This is a genomic window from Virgibacillus sp. LDC1, from assembly GCF_025792345.1.
Lineage (GTDB): Bacteria > Bacillota > Bacilli > Paenibacillales > Paenibacillaceae > Paenibacillus_AQ > Paenibacillus_AQ lautus.
Window position 1 is genome coordinate 2,391,394 of sequence record NZ_JAOXLZ010000001.1, and the last position, 19,430, is coordinate 2,410,823.

General features: G+C 50.6%; 16 protein-coding genes and 3 riboswitches. Of the genes, 8 read left to right on the forward strand and 8 right to left on the reverse strand.

The window, feature by feature from the left end:
- The first annotated feature begins 100 nt into the window (after window positions 1-100).
- The gene (locus tag OHJ21_RS10640; protein WP_100537609.1) at window positions 101-1,024 is read left to right on the forward strand and encodes a cation diffusion facilitator family transporter; all 924 of its coding nucleotides are present in this window, start codon (window positions 101-103) and stop codon (window positions 1,022-1,024) included.
- Between the two features lie 155 nt (window positions 1,025-1,179).
- Window positions 1,180-1,386: a hypothetical protein gene (locus OHJ21_RS10645; protein WP_100537610.1), complete on the forward strand. Its 207-nt coding sequence runs from the start codon at window positions 1,180-1,182 to the stop codon at window positions 1,384-1,386.
- A gap of 52 nt (window positions 1,387-1,438) precedes the next feature.
- On the opposite strand, the gene OHJ21_RS10650 is transcribed toward OHJ21_RS10645, so the two are convergent.
- The 6 genes from OHJ21_RS10650 to OHJ21_RS10675 all read right to left on the reverse strand — a co-directional run bounded on the left by OHJ21_RS10650 (window position 1,439) and on the right by OHJ21_RS10675 (window position 10,912).
- Window positions 1,439-3,226, reverse strand: coding sequence for an ABC transporter substrate-binding protein (locus OHJ21_RS10650; RefSeq protein ID WP_394055273.1), 1,788 nt, complete (start codon window positions 3,224-3,226; stop codon window positions 1,439-1,441).
- Between the two features lie 191 nt (window positions 3,227-3,417).
- Window positions 3,418-4,701 carry a histidine--tRNA ligase gene (locus OHJ21_RS10655; protein ID WP_394055271.1) on the reverse strand — a complete coding sequence of 428 codons (1,284 nt, stop codon included), beginning with the start codon at window positions 4,699-4,701 and terminating at the stop codon, window positions 3,418-3,420.
- Between the two features lie 256 nt (window positions 4,702-4,957).
- Window positions 4,958-7,027 carry a catalase gene (locus tag OHJ21_RS10660; RefSeq protein WP_486020025.1) on the reverse strand — a complete coding sequence of 690 codons (2,070 nt, stop codon included), beginning with the start codon at window positions 7,025-7,027 and terminating at the stop codon, window positions 4,958-4,960.
- Window positions 7,028-7,283: 256 nt separating this feature from the next.
- Window positions 7,284-8,144: an RNA polymerase sigma factor SigJ gene (sigJ, locus tag OHJ21_RS10665; protein ID WP_394055267.1), complete on the reverse strand. Its 861-nt coding sequence runs from the start codon at window positions 8,142-8,144 to the stop codon at window positions 7,284-7,286.
- A gap of 39 nt (window positions 8,145-8,183) precedes the next feature.
- On the reverse strand, window positions 8,184-9,368 hold the full coding sequence (locus OHJ21_RS10670; RefSeq protein WP_394055265.1) for an NAD(P)/FAD-dependent oxidoreductase: 1,185 nt from the start codon (window positions 9,366-9,368) through the stop codon (window positions 8,184-8,186).
- A 68-nt stretch (window positions 9,369-9,436) separates the two neighbouring features.
- Window positions 9,437-10,912: an aminotransferase-like domain-containing protein gene (locus OHJ21_RS10675; RefSeq protein ID WP_394055263.1), complete on the reverse strand. Its 1,476-nt coding sequence runs from the start codon at window positions 10,910-10,912 to the stop codon at window positions 9,437-9,439.
- A 98-nt stretch (window positions 10,913-11,010) separates the two neighbouring features.
- Between OHJ21_RS10675 and OHJ21_RS10680 the strand changes: the two genes are divergently transcribed.
- Window positions 11,011-11,925, forward strand: a complete 915-nt coding sequence (locus OHJ21_RS10680; RefSeq protein ID WP_394055261.1) for a DMT family transporter — start codon at window positions 11,011-11,013, stop codon at window positions 11,923-11,925.
- A gap of 116 nt (window positions 11,926-12,041) precedes the next feature.
- Here the strand turns inward: OHJ21_RS10680 and gcvH are convergent, their stop codons facing one another.
- Window positions 12,042-12,431, reverse strand: coding sequence for a glycine cleavage system protein GcvH (gene gcvH / locus OHJ21_RS10685; protein WP_100537618.1), 390 nt, complete (start codon window positions 12,429-12,431; stop codon window positions 12,042-12,044).
- A gap of 178 nt (window positions 12,432-12,609) precedes the next feature.
- A riboswitch (glycine riboswitch) is annotated at window positions 12,610-12,731 on the reverse strand.
- Between the two features lie 189 nt (window positions 12,732-12,920).
- Window positions 12,921-13,022, forward strand: a riboswitch (glycine riboswitch).
- 3 nt (window positions 13,023-13,025) lie between these two features.
- A riboswitch (glycine riboswitch) is annotated at window positions 13,026-13,131 on the forward strand.
- 109 nt (window positions 13,132-13,240) lie between these two features.
- Here gcvH and gcvT point away from each other — a divergent pair.
- The 4 genes from gcvT to OHJ21_RS10705 all read left to right on the forward strand — a co-directional run bounded on the left by gcvT (window position 13,241) and on the right by OHJ21_RS10705 (window position 18,344).
- Window positions 13,241-14,353 carry a glycine cleavage system aminomethyltransferase GcvT gene (gcvT, locus tag OHJ21_RS10690; RefSeq protein WP_394055258.1) on the forward strand — a complete coding sequence of 371 codons (1,113 nt, stop codon included), beginning with the start codon at window positions 13,241-13,243 and terminating at the stop codon, window positions 14,351-14,353.
- Window positions 14,350-15,699: an aminomethyl-transferring glycine dehydrogenase subunit GcvPA gene (gene gcvPA / locus OHJ21_RS10695; RefSeq protein WP_100537620.1), complete on the forward strand. Its 1,350-nt coding sequence runs from the start codon at window positions 14,350-14,352 to the stop codon at window positions 15,697-15,699. The genes gcvT and gcvPA overlap by 4 nt, the downstream gene beginning before the upstream one ends.
- The gene (gene gcvPB / locus OHJ21_RS10700) at window positions 15,696-17,153 is read left to right on the forward strand and encodes an aminomethyl-transferring glycine dehydrogenase subunit GcvPB (protein ID WP_100537621.1); all 1,458 of its coding nucleotides are present in this window, start codon (window positions 15,696-15,698) and stop codon (window positions 17,151-17,153) included. The genes gcvPA and gcvPB overlap by 4 nt, the downstream gene beginning before the upstream one ends.
- Window positions 17,154-17,561: 408 nt before the next feature.
- Window positions 17,562-18,344 (forward strand): arylamine N-acetyltransferase family protein, encoded by a 783-nt coding sequence (locus tag OHJ21_RS10705; protein ID WP_100537623.1) that lies wholly within the window; start codon window positions 17,562-17,564, stop codon window positions 18,342-18,344.
- A 41-nt stretch (window positions 18,345-18,385) separates the two neighbouring features.
- Here OHJ21_RS10705 and OHJ21_RS10710 read toward each other — a convergent pair whose 3' ends face one another.
- On the reverse strand, window positions 18,386-18,886 hold the full coding sequence (locus OHJ21_RS10710) for a nucleoside deaminase (RefSeq protein WP_165789717.1): 501 nt from the start codon (window positions 18,884-18,886) through the stop codon (window positions 18,386-18,388).
- A gap of 196 nt (window positions 18,887-19,082) precedes the next feature.
- On the opposite strand from OHJ21_RS10710, the gene OHJ21_RS10715 reads away from it, so the two are divergent.
- Window positions 19,083-19,424: a hypothetical protein gene (locus OHJ21_RS10715; protein WP_100537624.1), complete on the forward strand. Its 342-nt coding sequence runs from the start codon at window positions 19,083-19,085 to the stop codon at window positions 19,422-19,424.
- Window positions 19,425-19,430: the final 6 nt, after the last annotated feature.

Genomic DNA, 19,430 nt, shown 5'->3' on the forward strand with positions numbered 1-19,430 from the left:
TTACACTGTATATGAGCATATGTTCATATTATATATAATGTAAATTATTTTATGATTATGGATTACATTTAACAGATGGATCCGAAGGGAGTTTTCGATTATGCATCATCATAACCATCATCATGGGCATGACCACAGCCACCATGATCATGCCCGCTCAGGAAACAAAAAAGGACTTGCCATTGCCCTCATCATCACACTTGGCATCATGATTCTAGAGTTTGTAGGGGGCTTGCTAACCAACAGTTTGGCGCTGTTATCCGATTCCGGACATATGTTAAGTGATGCCAGTGCGTTGCTGCTCAGTCTGGTTGCATTATGGTTTGCCACGAAGCCCTCATCGCCGAATAAAACCTATGGCTTTTATCGTTTTGAAATATTGGCAGCACTATTAAATGGCGTCGCCTTGTTTGTCATCGCCGGCTTTATCGTATGGGAAGCGATTCAGCGCTTTGATGACCCGCCTACCGTCGCTAGCGGAAGCATGATGCTCATTGCAGCTATCGGCCTGTTGGCTAACCTTCTCAGTGCCTGGTTCTTGATGCGGACGGGGGATGTGAAGAACAATGTCAATCTCCGCAGCGCGTACCTCCATGTTATCGGTGATGCACTCGGCTCTGTAGGCGCAATCATCGCCGGAATCGTGATGCTTGCCTTCGGATGGTACATTGCGGACCCGATCATATCCATCCTTGTGTCGATCTTGATTCTGAAGAGCGCCTGGAGAATCATACAGAATACCGTTCATATTCTAATGGAGGGTGCACCGGCAGCGATAAACCCTGAAGAAGTAACGAAGTCCTTGCTGTCTATTCCAGGGGTCACCGGCATCCATGATCTTCATATTTGGACGATTACGTCCAATTTCGATTCCTTGAGCTGCCATCTCGTCGCCCAGGATGACGCGAATAGTTATGAGATTCTGCAACAAGCGATTGATCTTCTGGACAGTCGATTCCACATCGAGCATTCAACGATCCAGATTGAGAATTCCACCATCACGCATCGTGAACATAAAGTCTAATCTCTTCTCTGCGGTAGTCCTTTAGTTCATGAAAAGGGGAAAAAAGGCGGCCGAGGTTTACACTTTTTACAAGTTCGGTTGACCTCCATAATGAGAGTATCAAGACATTCTACCGGCGTTACAGCGAATTCCGAATGTCTGATAGGGAGGTTAACATGAACAATGATCATTATACGCTGGAGAAATTGAACGAATACCAGCAAGCTAAATGGGACGAACTTGATCGCCAAGGAAGATTCATTATTCATGACGAGATCGCAAGTGAATCGCAGCATACCACAAGCAATACCCGAATTCTCGATAAACTTTATGGCTTCTTTCGAAAGCGGAGATCCCGAAGAAGCCGCACGAAATCCTTATAAGAAATAAAGAGCAAGCGCGGTTATTTGCGCTTGCTCTTTTTATGAGAAGAAATCATACTCGCCAAATCTGCTTAAAATCCAGCCATCCCAGATTATTGATGACAAGCCCTTTATAAGAAGGATCCAAGCTTGCGTAAAATCTTGTATGAACCAAGAATGATACATGCGCTTCCTCCCGAAGCCTCTCTTCGATATGGGATAACAAACTCATACGCTCCTCATACCACTCGCTGGCAAGCGCATCATCTACGCAATCTTTCACCCAATGATGCAGCGATGGATCCATGAACTCCTTGACTACGCTTCCCTTCTGTTCGTAATTCTCGATTAAACATACTTCTTCACCTGGAAGAACCAGACCATGCAAGATACAATCCATGCTGTTCATCACATCCGATTGGTGTATGGTATCCATCCTCTCCTCCCGGATGATCAATGGAATCCCGATGGAAGCGCACTGATTCTGCACCCATTCGGCGTCTTTGATATGATTGACGAGCGTCCCCATGGTAATGGGAGAGCCGTCATAACCCGATTGTTCCAGCATTGATTTTGCAAGCTCGGGATCATATCGGTCTTTACGGTAAGGCGCTTGCTCATCCATAATGAATCCTTTGGCCGGGTAAAGCCGATTGTCGCCAAGTTCGCGTATCATCTCGGTACGATTCAGAATCAGGCTGAATGCCCGACGAAATTCAATGGACTGATAGGGCCCCTGCTTTTTCATATTCCATGTAATCAAAGTCGTACAGCCTTCGGATGATTCGATGATATCCACTGCATGTTTCTCACCGCTATGATTGACATGCTCCGGATCCCGCAGCAGCCGCTCCCAGCTGACCTCGCAATGCTCCGCATCTTCCGGCATCAAGATAATGTGGATGTTGTCCAAATGCGGCCGCCCTTGATAATAATGGGGGTTAGCATGAATGGTCAGCCGTTCATCGGTCCATTCCTCTACCCGAAAGGGTCCCGTTCCGACAGGTTGCTTCCAGAACTGTTCTTCATGGACGCTCGCCAAATGCTTAGGCACGATGGACATGCAAGTGGAGCTAAGAAACCGGATAAAAATCCGATTCGGCTTGTTAAGAATAAAACGAACCTCACGAGGGGACACCACCTCTACCCGCTGCAGTTCACGCACGATCCAAGCATTTCGTTTATCCCGTCCCAGACGTTCCACCGTGAATTTCACGTCCTCCGCCGATAATTCCTTACCGTCATGGAATAGTATTCCTTTACGGAGATGAAAAGTCCAAATCGTTCCATCCTCATTGCTGTTCCAATAATGCGCGATAACGGGAAGATATTGATCGTTGGCATTATCGTATATCACCAGCCGGTCAAATATCTGCTGGATCATATGAGCTTGAAAACTGTAGTAGCATTCGGCGGGATCCAACGTTTCAATCAAGCGGTAAACGGGAAGCCGCAGCGAATCCCTTGCTTCCGCTTCCCCTTCTCTCATCTCCTTGCTAAAGCCAAAATGCCCATTCATCCATTCCACGTAGGAATCGTTAGTGTGAATACCTTGACCATAGGTACGCATCAGTTCGAAGGCCTGCCGATATTCCCCTTTTAACGCGAGCTGCTGCGCAGCTTCCTGAAGCAGATCAGCTTGATCGGCTAGAAACGTAAGCTTGGAACGGTTTCCTCGCCCGCGTCCTGCCTTCCATATAATCCAACTCTTCTCCTCGAGCTTGCGTATAACGAGCTTGGCATTCCGCGTTGTGCAATACAGCGTTTCGGCGATCTGCTCAAGCGTCACTTCCGTAGCCGTGTTGGCTGGAGCGTTAACAGCAAGCTTTTGATGCAGCATGAAGAATTGTTCGTACAGCATTGCAATCCGCTCCCCCCTGGTAACATCTATACGCTTTATTCTACTTGGAGATCGTTTCGAGCGCGAGTCCCTTTTCGGTAGAAAACCATTATATTCGAAAAAGAACAAAGGCATTCCATATGTCGGCCTACACAAGTTGTTAGTCATGAGTTTACACGCCATGATGGATAAGCGCGGCTTCCTCCATGTCATCATTCACAGGATTGCATGATAAGCTCAACCGCCTTCTGCAGAGTCAATGCAAGCTCCTTGCCCTCGGTCATATTCTTCAATCGAACCATGCCCGCCGCCGCTTCATCTTCACCGATCAGGATGGCATATGGAATACTCTCAGCTGAAGCGGAAGCTAATGTTTTCTTCAATTTGCGGCGGTTGTCCGCCAATCGCGCATGAATCCCGCGATTCCGGAGTGCCGCTGCAGCCGTCAATCCTTCCGGTATGGTTTCTCCAATCGGGATAACCACAACGAGCGGCTTGTTTGTTTCAATTGGACGGTTCCGGATCATCTCCATGATGGATTCCATACCAAACGAAAGACCCACCGTAGGATAAACAATGTCCTCGCGGCCAACGAGCTGCCCGATAATCGCATCATATCTGCCGCCTCCGCCCAAGCTTGAACGAAAGCCCTGAGATGCGTCAAAGATTTCGTAAACGGTTCCCGTGTAAAATGACAAGCCTCTTGATAGAAAAGGATCAAATACGCAGATCTCTTGCAACCCGACGCGCTGCAGCATATTTTGCAGGATCTGGACTTCTCGTGCTCCGCGCTCGTTGTCCAGGTTGTATGTGCTTGTTATTTGCGTTAATGTCGGCTCCTTGAGATCAACAAAATCAAGAATTTGACGACAAATCTCCGATGGGAGCACCTTACCCGCAAGCTCTTGCTGAACTCCCTCCTTGCCAATCTTATCGAGCTTATCCAGCGTCAGCATGACAGATGTTTTCCTTTCTTCCGGTACGCCCATAGCTCCAAGAATTTCACCAAGAAAGCTTCGGTTGTTCCACCGGAGCACGATCGGGATTTCAAGTCTCCGAAACACTTCGGCTGCAAGCTGCATTAACTCAACTTCCGCTTCCGGTCCCGAGATTCCCACCACATCAACGTCGCACTGCAGAAACTCCCGCAATCTTCCCCGTTTGACGGGACCATCCCGGAATACCTTTCCCATCTCATAACGCTTGAATGGCTGGCTGATGGCGGGATTCAGCGCGATCACCTTGGCGAATGGAATTGTTAGGTCGTACCGGAGCCCCAGACGTCGCGTGCCCTGATCCGTCAGCTGGTACATCTCCTTCAGAATTTCTTCCCCTCCTGCGTATTTGGAAGACAACAGGTCCGATTCATTCAGAATGGTTGTCTCCATTTCAGCATAGTCATAGCATTCAAACACTTCACGCAGCGTCGATTGCACCTTTCTTCGGATCGCCTGTTCTTGGCCAAAATAATCATACGTTCCTTTTACGTTCTGCATCGCTACTCATCCTTTCGTTCTAATGAAAATAAAAAACGCGCCGGACCTCTTGGTCCCGCGCGCTGGATATGCGGCAGGGAGGCCAACGCGAACAGCGTTAGCCCACCCTGTAGAATGACAGGCGTGCTAACGCTGCTTGTGATGATGAAGTTGATTGAATTGGATGTTCATCATCGTGTAATCCCCTTCACTTTTCAGCCAATGATTAAAGGGAATTATAGCGCAATCGTTTTATATATTCAAGGGCAATCCATTCTTAGATCGTACGCGACCAATGGCGATGCGCCGCGATGGCATCAATGAAGGCTTCGCCAAACGGCTTCAAATCCTCATTCTCTTGCGCAACCACGATCCCTTCACCACTGGATGATGGTAGCAAGTTTGCCCCTTCGGCTATGGCTGCGATCGGCTTGAAATGCTGATACGCTTCCTTGACGAAATCCAGCACTTTCTGATCCGCCAGGAGCTCCGATAAGCTTAACGCGCCGCCTGCAACAAGCACCGCATCAAACAAGACGGAATCCGCCCCAAGCAGCGAATGGTTCACTTCCAGTTCCGCGCCGGCTTTGCCTTGAATGACGCCGAGCTTCGCGCTAACCACCTCGGTGATAATGCCGGCTTGCTGCAGCTGCGTGAGCACAAAGGGAAGTTCGTCCGTAAATCCGTTGCCTGCCAGCACCGCCACTTTACGGGTTAACGGGAGCTTCACGGTATTCATCATGCTCAGTGCCGGAGAAGAGTCGCTGGAAGCGGAGCCGCTGGTTTGCGGAGGCATGGTTCCGATGCCCTCCGAAATCCGTGTGGCAAGTTCGCTATCAACGTTCGCGAACAGATCGACGACTTGCTGGCGAATTTCCTTTCGCAGCACTTTACCAAGCTCGAACTGGAACGCGGATACGATATGCTGCTTCTCGACCTCAGACATACTGTTCCAGAACAGGGCCGCTTGGCTGAAATGATCCTTAAAGCTGTCACTGCGTGCCTGCACCTTACGTCCTTCCACCTTCTCGGTGTAATGCTCGTAACCGCCGCGCTCCACTGGAACCGGCTTCGGCGTGTTACCGGCAATACCGTTCTTGTGGTAGCTGACTGGTCCTTTATTAATGGTCATACGGTGCATCCCGTCACGCTGATTGTTATGAACCGGTGCAATCGGGCGGTTGATCGGAATTTCGTGGAAATTGGGTCCACCAAGCCGGGAAAGCTGGGTATCGGTATAGGAGAACAAGCGGCCTTGCAGAAGCGGATCATTGGTAAAATCGATTCCGGGTACGACATGTCCCGGATGGAATGCAATCTGTTCCGTCTCCGCAAAAAAATTATCCGTATTGCGATTGAGCGTCATCTTGCCGATGATTTTGACGGGAATGAGTTCTTCGGGCCAAATCTTGGTCGGATCAAGGATGTCAAAACCAAAATTGAATTCTTCATCCTCCCGAATCATTTGAACACCAAACTCAAATTCCGGATAATTTCCTGATTCGATCGCATCCCATAGATCACGGCGGTTAAAGTCGGGATCCTTGCCTGCCAGCTTCTGCGTTTCATCCCATACAAGGGAATGTGTGCCGAGCACGGGCTTCCAGTGAAACTTCACGAAATGCGCTTGTCCTTCTTCGTTCACGAAACGGAAGGTATGTACGCCGAAGCCCTCCATCATTCGGAAACTTCGCGGAAGCGATCGGTCGGACATCGCCCACATGATCATGTGCGCGCTTTCCGAGTTGTTAGTGACAAAATCCCAGAACGTATCATGGGCGGACTGTGCTTGCGGGATCTCGTTATGCGGCTCAGGCTTGACAGCATGAACGAAATCGGGAAACTTCATGGCATCCTGTATGAAGAAGACCGGCATATTGTTGCCAACAAGATCATAATTCCCTTCTTCCGTATAAAACTTGGTTGCGAAGCCGCGCACGTCCCTGACGGTGTCGGCTGATCCCCTGGAGCCCGCAACCGTGGAGAATCGGACAAACACCGGCGTGACGACGGAAGGGTCCTGCAGAAATTTGGCTTTTGTATAATCTTTCATGGATTCATATAGCTGAAAATAACCATGAGCCCCAAAACCGCGGGCATGGACGATTCGTTCCGGTATCCGCTCATGGTCGAAATGCGTCATCTTCTCTCTGAAATGGAAGTCCTCCATCAAGGTCGGACCGCGCTCGCCCGCTTTAAGCGAATGTTCATCCTCAGAGACCTTAAGTCCCTGATTGGTTGTCAGTTCCTTACCGTCATTGTCTACCGTGAATTGTTCCAGGTGTTGGTCCTTGCTCGTCTTGTTGTGGCTGCTGTTAGCATTCGAATTGGCGTTTGAATTGTCCATTTGTCGGAACCTCCTGGTATGTAGGTAGTAGATGAGTGCCTGACGAAAATGCACTTGGTAACAGATCCGCTTGCGAACCCGAAATGTAATTACCCTGCATACTGGAATACGAATCCAGGATCAAACTTCCTTCATGAAAATCTCATCTAACCGTTCGATTGGGTTTCGCTCATGCATCTCCTGTCTCCAGTAAAAAACAGCCCCTCCCTAGAGGTAGGCTGCTCTAATTGTACTTTAACGATTTTCAAGCATACGCTTAGATCCCCGCAAGTTTATCCGGATTCCTCACAATATAAATATTCTGCAGCAATCCGTTGCGAATATTGACAAAGATAACGCCGGTGACACTTCGTCCCTGACGGAAAATAACAGCAGTTTGATGGTTCAGTTCCCTTACCTCGATCTCCGGAGCTTCTCCATCCTCCAGCTGCGCTTGGTGAAGAATGCCGATGAGGAAACGGGCAACCCGCTCCTTGCTCTCGACCGGTCTTGCAGCTGCAATTACTTTACCGCCGCCATCGGAGAGCAGCACAGCATCATCCGCTAGCAGGGTCAGGACATGTTCGGCATCTCCCTCGGAAAGGGCCGTGAAGAATCTGCTCACCCATTCCTCTGCCATAGACCCCACGCCGATCAGATCGTCCTCCGTGATCCCCATCTTTCCTCTCGCCCTGCTCATGAGCTTGCGGCAGTTGGACTCGGTTTTATCGATGAGTCCTGCGATTTCCGGATAATCGAATCCAAGCGCTTCCCGCAAGACAAATACGGCCCGCTCCGAAGGAGACAGCCGCTCCAGCAGAACCAGCATGGCATAAGAGAGCAGTTCATGATTCTCGATGGCTTCAAAGGACTCGCTATAAGACGCCGGAATCGGCTCCGGAAGCCAGGGGCCGTAGTACTGCTCTCTTCGCTTTCGGGCTGACTTGATCTCATCAAGACAGCGATTCGTCACCATTTTGCACAGATACGCTTTGGGCTCCTCCAACTGCCCCAGGGGGAGACTTTGAACTCTCACGAACACATCCTGTACCGCATCCTCTGCGTCCGCCACCGTTCCGGTCATTTGATATGCAAGATGAAACAGGAGCCCCTTATACTGCTCATACAGCTCTAACATGCCGTTTCTTCATCCCTTTCAAGCAGGATTGCTCCTCATCTATCGAACCATGCTGGAATAATTCCACATGAACGATTTCACCTTGTAAGCCAGCTTTCCTGTGATCATGATATCCAATCCCCAGGTACGCGACCAGACTAACCCATGTCCCGGCCCCAGCCCTACCGTATAACCCTCCGTTACACTCCTGTGCTTGGCGGCGGGGGCACCGATTAAATCCGCATGCACAATGCCACCAAGTCGCGCCGCTTGGGGGATCGCTTCCTTGCATGTCATTCTGTCAGCAGCACCGCTTGCGGGATCAACCACATGCGCGCAATCGCCGATGCTGTATACTCCCGGCGCATCCTTGACACGATAGCTTTCATCTACAACGATTTGACCGTCTGCCGTAACCGGCAGTCCAAGGCTGAGCAGGGCGGGGTTCGGAGCCAGGCCGAGCGCCCACACCATGAAACCAACAGGGATGGGAGATCCAACATTAACATGAACCAGTCCCTGTTCCTCTTTGAGCACTTTGCTCCCATGGTGAATAGTTACGCCAAGATCGATTAAATATGATTCAAGCCGATGTCCCACCTTCGCAGGTCCTTCCAGGAACAATCGCTCCTGAGAATTGAATAGATGCACACGGATTTGCTCCGGATCTAAACCAAGCTTAACCGCCTCTGTCCGCATGGCGTGGACCAGCTCGGCGGACGTTTCGATTCCCGTTATGCCTGCACCTGCTACGGCTGCACTCATCAGCCGCTGTTTCTCTTGCGGATCCGTTTCCTCTGCCGCCAGCCTAAGGTTTGAGTGCCACCGTTCCCGGATACGTTCCGCCGCTTCAACACCTGTCAGCGATATCCCGCCTAGGTCCGGTGCTGCCTGACGCACGATGCTTCCAACGGCCATAACAAGGACATCATAATGAATCTTATGCTCCAGCCCTTTGTCATCTTCGCAGCTCAACTGCATGCTCTGCTTATCAATGCCAGTTACCCTGCCCTGTATAAACCGGGTACCTTCCGGCATGACTTGTTCCCATGGAACCGTAATTCCCTCTTCGCTCACTGCAGGACGGAACAAAAGCACTTTCCGCACATGGGCGGAACCTTTATCGATAAGGATCAGGCGCAGCTTCCTTCCGTTAAGTCCTTTGTGACAAGCTTTTTGAATCGCTTTTAGGGTGTGTATACCCGCAAAGCCTCCACCAACAACAACACATGTAAGATCCTTCATGAGACAACCATCTCCTTTGTTTTATGCGATTTTGCACATAACACGAGAAGAGGGCTGTTTTTGTGACATTAAATTAGACCATTTTTAGAATAGGATTCTTGCTTCACCCGTTCCGATATCTCGATGAGACGACGTATCCCTTCTTCCAGCTGAATCTCGCTGATATACGAATAACTCAACCTGATCCACGAATCCATCTGATCCAGCGGGTCGCATATACGCCCCGGTACAAAAGCTACCGACTCCGCTAGGCATTGCCGCAACAACGCATCCACGTTGACGTTTTCCGGCAGCTGTATCCACAAATTCAAGCCGCCGCCGGGGCTGTTCCATCGCCATTCTGTGGGCTCAAGCAGCTTCTCCATCCTCGCTTTACGAAGCTCCAGCGCAATCCGAAGCTTGGCCACATGCTCCTGAAGTCTGCTCGAGAAGAAATAGTGCTGGAAAATCTTTTGCGTCAACAGCGGCGTCCCGTTGTCCGACAGCGCCTTGATCGGAAGGATGACATTCATCAGTTCCGGACGGGCAGCCAGCACCGATATCCGCAAGCCGGGGGCCACATATTTGCTGAAGCTTCGAATGTGAATGACATAGCCTTCAGTATCGTAATAAAAAAAGGGCAGCGGCGGCGGATCTCCAAAATAAATGTCGTGATATACCTCATCCTCCACCAGAATGCACTGATATCGTTCCGCCAGTTCAACCAGTGCTTTGCGCTGTGCGATCGGAACCGTGTATCCCGTCGGATTCTGAAACGTTGGGTTCATGTAGAACAGCTTCGGTTTCTCCGTTTGCATAAGACCTTCAATTCGTTCAAGGTCATACCCTTCCGGCGTTATCTCAATTGGAAGCAGCTTGACATTTTGCTGCACAAAAACATCGATCGCCGGACTATACGTCGGTCGTTCGATCAATACGCAATCTCCGCTTTTGACGAGCGAACGCGAGATTAGGTCGATCGCTTGCTGGGATCCCGTCGTAATGAGCAGCTCTTCCGGATGGACCGTTATGCCTTGTTTGTCCATAAAATAGCGAGCCATCTCCTCGCGCAGCTCCAAATCTCCGGACACGGAAGAATACGTGCTTAATACTTTCGGATACATGTCAAACACTTGTTTCACGTGATTGGACAAGAATGCATTCGGCAGCAGTGTAGGATCAATCAGCGCTTCCGACATCTGGTAATCGACTTGATGCCTGTGTATTTCGGACAAGCGGCTGCGATTGACGTATATCGATTTGGCTTGATATGCCCATGGCGGGCTGGATGAACAGCGTTCCGGCAATGTGACAGGGGCCTTCGCCGCTACGAAATATCCCGATCTGTATTTAACTTCCACGATCCCGTCCTCTAACAGCTGCTGATAAGCCTTCAGCACCGTTAATCGATGAACGTTCAAACGTTCGGCCATCGCCCGCACGGACGGGATTTTGCCCTTCTCCTTCCACTCTTCCCGAGCAATTCCTTCCAGAATGGTGTCATAGACCGACTGCTGTAATGTTCGCTTCCCTTGATGTTTGTCGTCCAGCATTGATATTTCCATCTGTTCTTCCCCCGATCCCAATAAAGCATATCTGTTCTACCTATCACCAATCTGTTCTATTAACTACCTATTATAGTATAGAAAAAGGAGGATGCTACATGATTATTTTTAACTACTTGCTAATGTGCGCCATTTTCAGCACGACGTTTCTCGCCATCAAGATTGGAGTTGAAGCAGGATTGCCGCCGTTTCTCTCAGCGGGACTTCGATTTCTTCTGGCGGGCGCCTTCATCTTCCTATGGATGATATTACAGCGGAAGGCAAAACCAAGTCTTCTCCTGCGAAAGGAATTCCTTCTAATCGGGATGACCAGCACATTCTTGACGTTTGCAACGCTGTATTGGGCCGAGCAGCACGTATCCTCGGGGATCGCTGCCATTCTATCGGCAACAGGCCCCATGATGATTCTGATGATCCAATCGGTCGTGATGCGGAAGAATGCCCGGCGCAGTGATTATTGGGGGTGCGCGGTCGGTTTTGCGGGGGTATGTTTGCTTATCATGCCCGAGATGGCGATGGGGAGCGATCTCATCTGGATTCTGAGCTGTATCGCCATTCTTATAGGTGAAATCGGCTATAGCGTGGGCTCCCTGGCTACCCGGAAGTTATCCTTTGACATGCCGGTTATCTCACCGATTACGATCAATGCGGTGCAGATGATGTATGGCGGCGCAGCCCTATTGCTGTTATCCCTATTCAGTGAACATGTACAATGGAATGGTATTCAAACGTTACCAGCCATCGGATCCGTCTTGTATTTGACGATGGTTGGCTCGATGCTGGGCCATAGTCTGTATGCCTGGCTGCTAAAAGCAACCAATGCTTTTTTTCCGTCCACCTGGCTCTTTGTTTCTCCCATCATCGCGCTGGGGCTGGGCGCATTTATGTACGGCGAAGCGATTTCTCTCTATTCCATCGTTGGCAGCATGCTCATCATCGGCGGAATTCTGGTCGTGAATCTGCCTGAGCTTCGAGCACGCCGGATCGCACGCCGTGTGGCTTCGAGCACTTGATATCGAACCTGCTAGGTTCCTAGAATTAACGCCAAAAATAAAAACGGCTGCTACTCGTAAACCTCATCACGAGTAGCAGCCGTTATGTTTCATGATTCAATGTTATGATTCCATACTTAATCCACTTTAGCCCGATAAGCTTCCGCAGTCAGCAGTTGTCCGAGTGCTTCCTCCAAATCGCCTTCCACCTCTACCTCAATGATCCATCCGCCTTCGTACGGCTCTCCGTTCACAAGCTCCGGCTGATCTTCCAGGGAAGCATTCACTTTCGTAATGGTTCCTGCTACAGGGGAATACAGTTCCGATACGGTTTTGACCGACTCAATGGTACCGATGCTGTCACCTGCTGAAACGACAGCGCCCGTCTCGGGGAGTTCAACGAATACGATATCGCCCAGCTGGCATTGCGCATGATCGGAAATACCGACGCGCACCACATTTCCATCTACCTTCAATGCCCATTCATGATCGTCGCTGTACACCAAATTCTCTCTGATTTCGCTCATTTACGGATACTCCTCTTTTCTTAAAAGAAATGAAATTAGGGTGAATAAATGAAAAAAAAGGACGCGAAAAAAGGCATTCGCCTTTTCTCTGTCCTCGGTACCTGAGAGTTTATGATCGACCGTTTCTTGCACCGGTTCGATCTTTCCCCTTGGGTGGCTTGCGCACTCTCCAGAGCTGCGTCAGATGGCGGTTCGTGTACCTGAGAGATTACTCGTCAGCCCGGCAGGCATAACGGTTTGCTCCTTCGGTGCCGCCAAGGTTTCAACCCTCGTGGGGCGGTCTCTCCCATCCATCGTCATCCGCATATTCGGTTGGCTTATTCTCCCACAGAATAAAACAGGGACGAGATGATGTCAAGATATCTGACAAAAATTTTAAGAATGAAAATAATTTGGTGAAATAAAAGGTTGACACTTTATGGAGCGACACGTTTATAATAATCACAAGAACGCAAGGAAGCTGATGACAACTCAATAATTTTCACGCGGATGATGGTAGCGGGAGAGATTACCGACAGGATTGACAGGTAGCGCCGAAGGAGTAAGCCGTAACACGGTGAATCTCTCAGGCAAAAGGACCTTTACCGGACGCACCTCTGGAGAGAATTCTGAATGTAGAATCACCCACGGGGAAACTCACACACGCTTGACATTATACTTACATGACATGTGGGGTAACTCTCAGGTACAAAGGACAGAGCAGAAGGACTACGCAACGGGCGGGCTTTTTTAGCACGGCTTGTTATCCTTCTGTCTGTCCTTTTTTGGTGTTTCCCCAATTGATCATGCCAATTAGAAGAGGTGAAGAGATGAGTTCATTACAACGTACACCGCTTTACCCGCTTTATTCCGATTTTCCTTCTGCCCGCTGCATCGACTTCGGCGGCTGGGAACTGCCCGTGCAATTTTCCGGCATTGTTCAAGAGCATGAAGCCGTACGCAAGCACGCCGGCCTGTTCGACGTCTCCCATATGGGTGAATTTATCGTCACCGGACAAGACGCTGAAGCTTTTATCCAGAAGATGACCACGAATGACGTAACCCGCATATCAATTGGCCAGGCCCAATACACGTTAATGTGTTACGACAACGGCGGTACGGTAGATGACCTGCTTGTGTATAAACTGTCGGCAGATCGATTCATGCTGGTTGTGAACGCATCCAACATCGACAAAGACTTTCAGTGGCTTCAAGACCATCTTGCAGGTGATGTCACCATCCGGAATGTGTCCGAAGAAACAGCTTTGATTGCACTTCAGGGACCTGCCGCCGCGAACATCATGTCACAGGTAACGACCGAGGCGCTAGGCGAACTCCCTTCCTTCCATTTTATCCAGAACGCACAGGTATGCAGCTGTACCGCCCTACTCTCCCGTACTGGTTATACCGGAGAAGACGGCTTTGAAATCTATTGTTCCGCTGGGGATGCTCCCGTCATTTGGAGAGATCTTTTAGCAGCCGGAGAACCACATGGTCTTGTTCCAACCGGACTCGGCGCCCGCGATACACTCCGTTTCGAGGCGAAATTGCCCTTGTACGGCCAAGAGCTCTCAAACACGATCTCTCCGCTTGAAGCCAGTCTCGGTTTCTTCGTGAAGCTGGACAGCGGTGATTTCATCGGTCGGGAAGCGCTTCAACAGCAGAAGCAAGACGGTGTGCAGCGTAAGCTGGTTGGCATTGAACTCATCGATCGCGGAATTCCGCGCTCCCACTATCCTGTATACAACGATGAAGGAGAACTCATCGGTGAAGTGACCAGCGGTACCCAATCCCCTTCACTCAAGCGAAATCTCGGATTGGCCCTCATCGAAACCCCATATACGGGCCTCGATACCGAGGTATGGGTCGAGATCCGCGGTAAGAAGTTAAAAGCCAAAGTGGTAAAGACACCATTCTACAAAAGAGGAGCTGCCTTAACATGAAGCATCGTTACTTGCCTATGACGGATCAGGATCAAGCCGATATGCTTGCTGCGGTCGGCGCGGAAACGATCGAAGATCTGTTTGCCGATATCCCCAAAGCGGTCCGTTACAACGGCGTCCTCCCCATGTCAAAACGGCTGGGTGAGCCTGAGCTTCTCAAGCATATGCGCCGCCTGTCAGACCGCAATGCCGATTTCGACCGTTATACAAGCTTTCTGGGGGCTGGTTTGTACGACCACCACATTCCTGTCGTGCTCAATCATGTGATCTCCCGCTCTGAATTCTACACCGCGTATACGCCATACCAACCGGAGATCAGCCAAGGCGAGCTGCAAGCGATTTTTGAATTTCAATCCTATATCTGTGAATTGACCGGCATGAAAGTTGCCAATGCCAGCATGTATGACGGTTCCACGGCACTTGCCGAGGCTGCGGCGCTCGCCAGCGGCGCAACCAAACGGAAGAAAATCGTCATTTCGCGTGCTGTCCATCCCGAAGCCCGTGAAATCGTTCTGACTTCGGCCCGCGGACTCGATCTGGACGTCGTGGAAGTCGGCATCGTCAATGGCGTTACCGACCAGGATGCACTCGCTGCAGCCATAACGGATGATACCGCCGCCGTGCTGCTGCAATCACCAAATTTCTTCGGCTGCATCGAAGACGTGAAATCAATCGAGCCGCTGGTTCATGAGAAAAAAGCACTGCTTGTGCTGAGCGTTAACCCGCTGTCCCTCGGTTTACTGGAATCCCCTGGCGTGCTCGGAGCCGACATCGTTGTCGGCGATGCCCAGCCTCTTGGCATTCCAGCTTCTCTCGGTGGACCGACCTGCGGATTCTTCGCGGTATCCGAGCCGCTGATGCGCCGCATTCCCGGTCGTATCGTGGGCCAAACCGTCGATCAGGACGGCAAACGCGGATTTGTACTGACGCTGCAGGCGCGCGAACAACATATTCGCCGCGAAAAAGCAACGTCCAACATTTGCTCTAACCAGGCCCTGCTCGCCTTGTGCGCGTCCGTATATATGTCCACGCTGGGCAAAGCCGGCATGCAGGAAGCCGCGCTTCTGAATGTGCGCAAATCCCATTACGCTGCCGACCGGATCGCCAAAGGCAATTTCTCCCTCCCGTTCAGTTCGCCGTTCTTCAATGAATTTGTGGTAAAGCTGCCTGAAGGAACGAACGTGAAGGAGGTCAACTCGAAGCTGCTGGGTGCAGGTTATATCGGCGGTTATGATCTTGGTACAGCTTATCCAGAGCTTCAAGGATGCATGCTGATCGCCGTAACCGAACGGCGGACCAAGGAAGAAATCGACCAATTTATTGGTGAATTGGAGGCGATCGTATGAAACCGGAAAAAGCCTTGATATTTGAACTCAGCAAGCCCGGCCGTGTCGCCTATTCCCTTCCCGAATGCGACGTTCCGGAGACCGATGCCGCTTCATTGATTCCGGAAAGCCTGCTTCGCAGCAAACCGGCGGAACTGCCTGAGGTATATGAAGTGGATGTGATTCGTCACTATACCGAGCTGTCGAGACGGAACTTCGGTATCGATAACGGCTTCTATCCGCTCGGCTCATGCACGATGAAATACAACCCGAAGATCAACGAGGATGTTGCCCGTTTTGCCGGCTTTGCCAAGATTCATCCGTACCAGCCTGAAGAAAGCATACAAGGCGCTCTGGAGCTGCTCTATACTCTGCAGAATGATCTCGCTGCACTGACCGGCATGGATCAAGTAACGCTTCAGCCCGCTGCGGGAGCGCATGGGGAATGGACAGGGCTGATGCTGATCCGTGCTTACCATGAAAGCCGTGGCGAGAAGCGAACCAAGGTGATTGTTCCCGACTCCTCGCACGGTACTAACCCCGCCAGCGCAACGGTGGCCGGTTACGACACGATTACGATTAAGTCCAATGAACGCGGCATGGTGGATCTGGATGCCCTTCGTGCTGTCGTTGGTGACGATACGGCGGCTTTAATGCTCACGAACCCTAGCACGCTGGGACTGTTCGAAGAGCAGATCTTGGAAATTGCGGAAATCGTACACGAAGCCGGCGGCCTGCTTTACTATGACGGAGCCAATTCCAACGCCATCATGGGCATTACCCGCCCAGGCGACATGGGCTTTGACGTGGTCCATCTCAACCTGCACAAAACGATGAGTACGCCGCATGGCGGCGGCGGTCCCGGTGCAGGCCCTGTCGGCGTGAAAAGCCTGTTGATCCCGTTCCTGCCCAAACCGATCGTGTCCAAACGCGAGGACGGCACCTTCTATTGGGATTACGACCGTCCACAGTCAATCGGGCGCGTAAAGGCGTTCTATGGCAACTTTGGCATCCTGGTCCGCGCCTACACGTATATTCGAACCTATGGACCGGAAGGACTTCGCCGCGTCTCGGAGCTCGCCGTACTAAATGCCAACTACATGATGCATCGTCTGGCCCCATACTACGAAGTGGCCTACCCGGGGCTGTGCAAGCACGAATTCGTGCTGTCCGGCAGAAAGCTGAAGGAGTACGGCGTGCGAACCCTGGATGTTGCCAAGCGGCTGCTTGATTTCGGCTATCATCCGCCAACCATTTATTTCCCGCTCAACGTGGAGGAATGCATCATGATTGAGCCGACCGAGACGGAGAGCAGAGAAACGCTGGACGGTTTCATCGACACGATGATCCAGATCGCCAAAGAAGCCGAAACCACGCCGGAGGTTGTCATAGGCGCCCCTTATACCACGGTCGTGAAGCGGCTCGACGAAACGACGGCGGCACGCAAACCGGTTCTGAACTGCACCTGCGGTTAATGTTGAGTTGATCGATTATATAAGAAAAACGTCTATCGACGTACTTTCTCAGAAGACAAACCGCATATAGCGAAAGTTTTTCTTTCTTACACGGCAAAGGTTGTAAGCCTCTGAAGTTTATACTTTCTTCTCTCTTAAGAAAGGGTGTCCCTCGCCAGAGGATTGGCGGTCGGGACACCATTTTTGTGCTGCATAAGACCAGTCGATGGTGATCTTCATCCCCTTCCATGTCGTATTTAGCAGGAAGCCTCATCAGCTGCCCGAAGGGACGTGATATCCATGGGCATAGTCCCTCTTCCGCCTCCTTCTTGTTCTCTATTAGAACGCCTAAATATATGATATAAAGGATATAATTATATACGGCTTACTTCTACCAAGCTGACAAAAGACGAAAGATGCGGTGATCGAATGAGTAACCCGATACAAGGCCTTGACGTAAACCAATATCTTGAGCGTATTGGATACACGGGCCCGATTGTAAACAGCGCTTATATGCTCGCCAGATTGCAGGAACAGCATGTGCATACCGTACCCTATGAAAATCTCGATATCCTTCATCAAATTCCGCTTTCCCTGGATATCCCCGATCTTTACGATAAAATCGTAACTCGGCACCGCGGCGGCTACTGCTTCGAGCTTAATGCGTTGTTTGGCTGGCTGCTGCAGGAACTGGGATTTAAGGTCACTCATTACTTCGGACGCTTCTGGCGGGATGAAACCGATACGCCTGCTAAGCGCCGGCATCATATTCTGCAGGTGGATATCGAAGATCAGCGATATATTGCCGATGTTGGTGTCGGAGGAGCCGGACCGCGTCACCCTTTGGAATTGGTTGATGGCCTTGAGCAAACCCAGGGAAACGAAACCTACCGGCTCGTCCAAACCGAAGCGTATGGCTGGATGCTCGAAGAGTGGAAAAAAGAAGCGTGGGATCCCGTCTTCTCCTTTACGGAAGAGCCTAACTTACCGAGAGATTTCATCACCACCTCATTCTGGTGCGAGTATGCCCCCGATTCGCCTTTTAATAAAACAGCTCGGGTATCCATACGCACGGCAGAAGGCAGAAACACCGTGGATGATGACGAATTCAGAATTTATAAAGCCGGCGGCGTCCACACCTTCAAACCGGGTAATGCGCAAGAATATGCTGAAGCGCTCTATACCTATTTCGGCATCCCTATCCATAAATAAGAATAAACCGGGCTTCCCTTGAAGGGAGCCCGGTTTTATGTTTAATATTCGATTTTGCGCTCGGAGGAGCTCCACGCTTGGAATGGCAGCAAATAATCCGCTGTTTGAATCTGCTTCATAGGGATGGAGCGCTGGTCCATCGGCATCGCGATTTCATCGTATATGAAATGATCGTCGAATCCGATCTCAGCCGCATCCTGCTTCGTGCTTGCATAATAAACGGCATCGGGCCTGGACCAGTAAATGGCCCCTAGACACATCGGACAAGGCTCGCAGCTGGTATAAATCGTACAGCCTTTTAATTGAAAATCCTCCAGGTGCAAACATGCTTCCCTTATGGCTTGCACTTCGGCATGAGCCGTCGGATCGTTCAGCGCAGTAACCAGATTCCGGCCCCTGCCGATCACTTGACCATCCTTCACCACAATCGCTCCAAAAGGACCACCCTCCACATGTTGAACGTTTCGATGGGCCTCCGCAATCGCTTGACGCATCCAGTACTCATGATTATGTTCGCTCACTATGTACAGCTCCCTTCCCATGTTCATCCTGATCCCGGTGTTCGTATTCATCCATGTCAATCTCCTGGGACTGCTAACTATCATCATAGCATATCTTCCTTCGCTCTCCTCAATTTTTCCAATCTAATGGAGAAAAACGGGTTGACGAATTGTATACAAATGTATACAATCACTTTAAATAGTATACAAACGTATACGTAAAGGAGGTTGATGTTATATGCGCCAAGAGGATCAGGATACAGCGAGTCAAATACGGTCGGAGCCTCGCGACCGGGATAACCACCGGCACGGCGGGCGGCACGGAAGACGGCGTGAGGAAGGGCATGGCGGCAGGGAAGGCGGCAAGATGGCGCAGACATTCCGCCGGGGGCGCGCGCTTTCTTTTCTGGACCATTTAGTTGTGAAACGGGAAACCTTGAAGAAGCAAGTCAATGACCCGGACTTTGAAGCCATCCGAGAAGTGGTCAGCGGAGAGCTGAAAGCAGTAGACCAGATCATTCAGGAGTATATTCAGGCGTTTGAGCTGTATGATACGAACCCATCGCAAGACAGCCAATAATGGCTG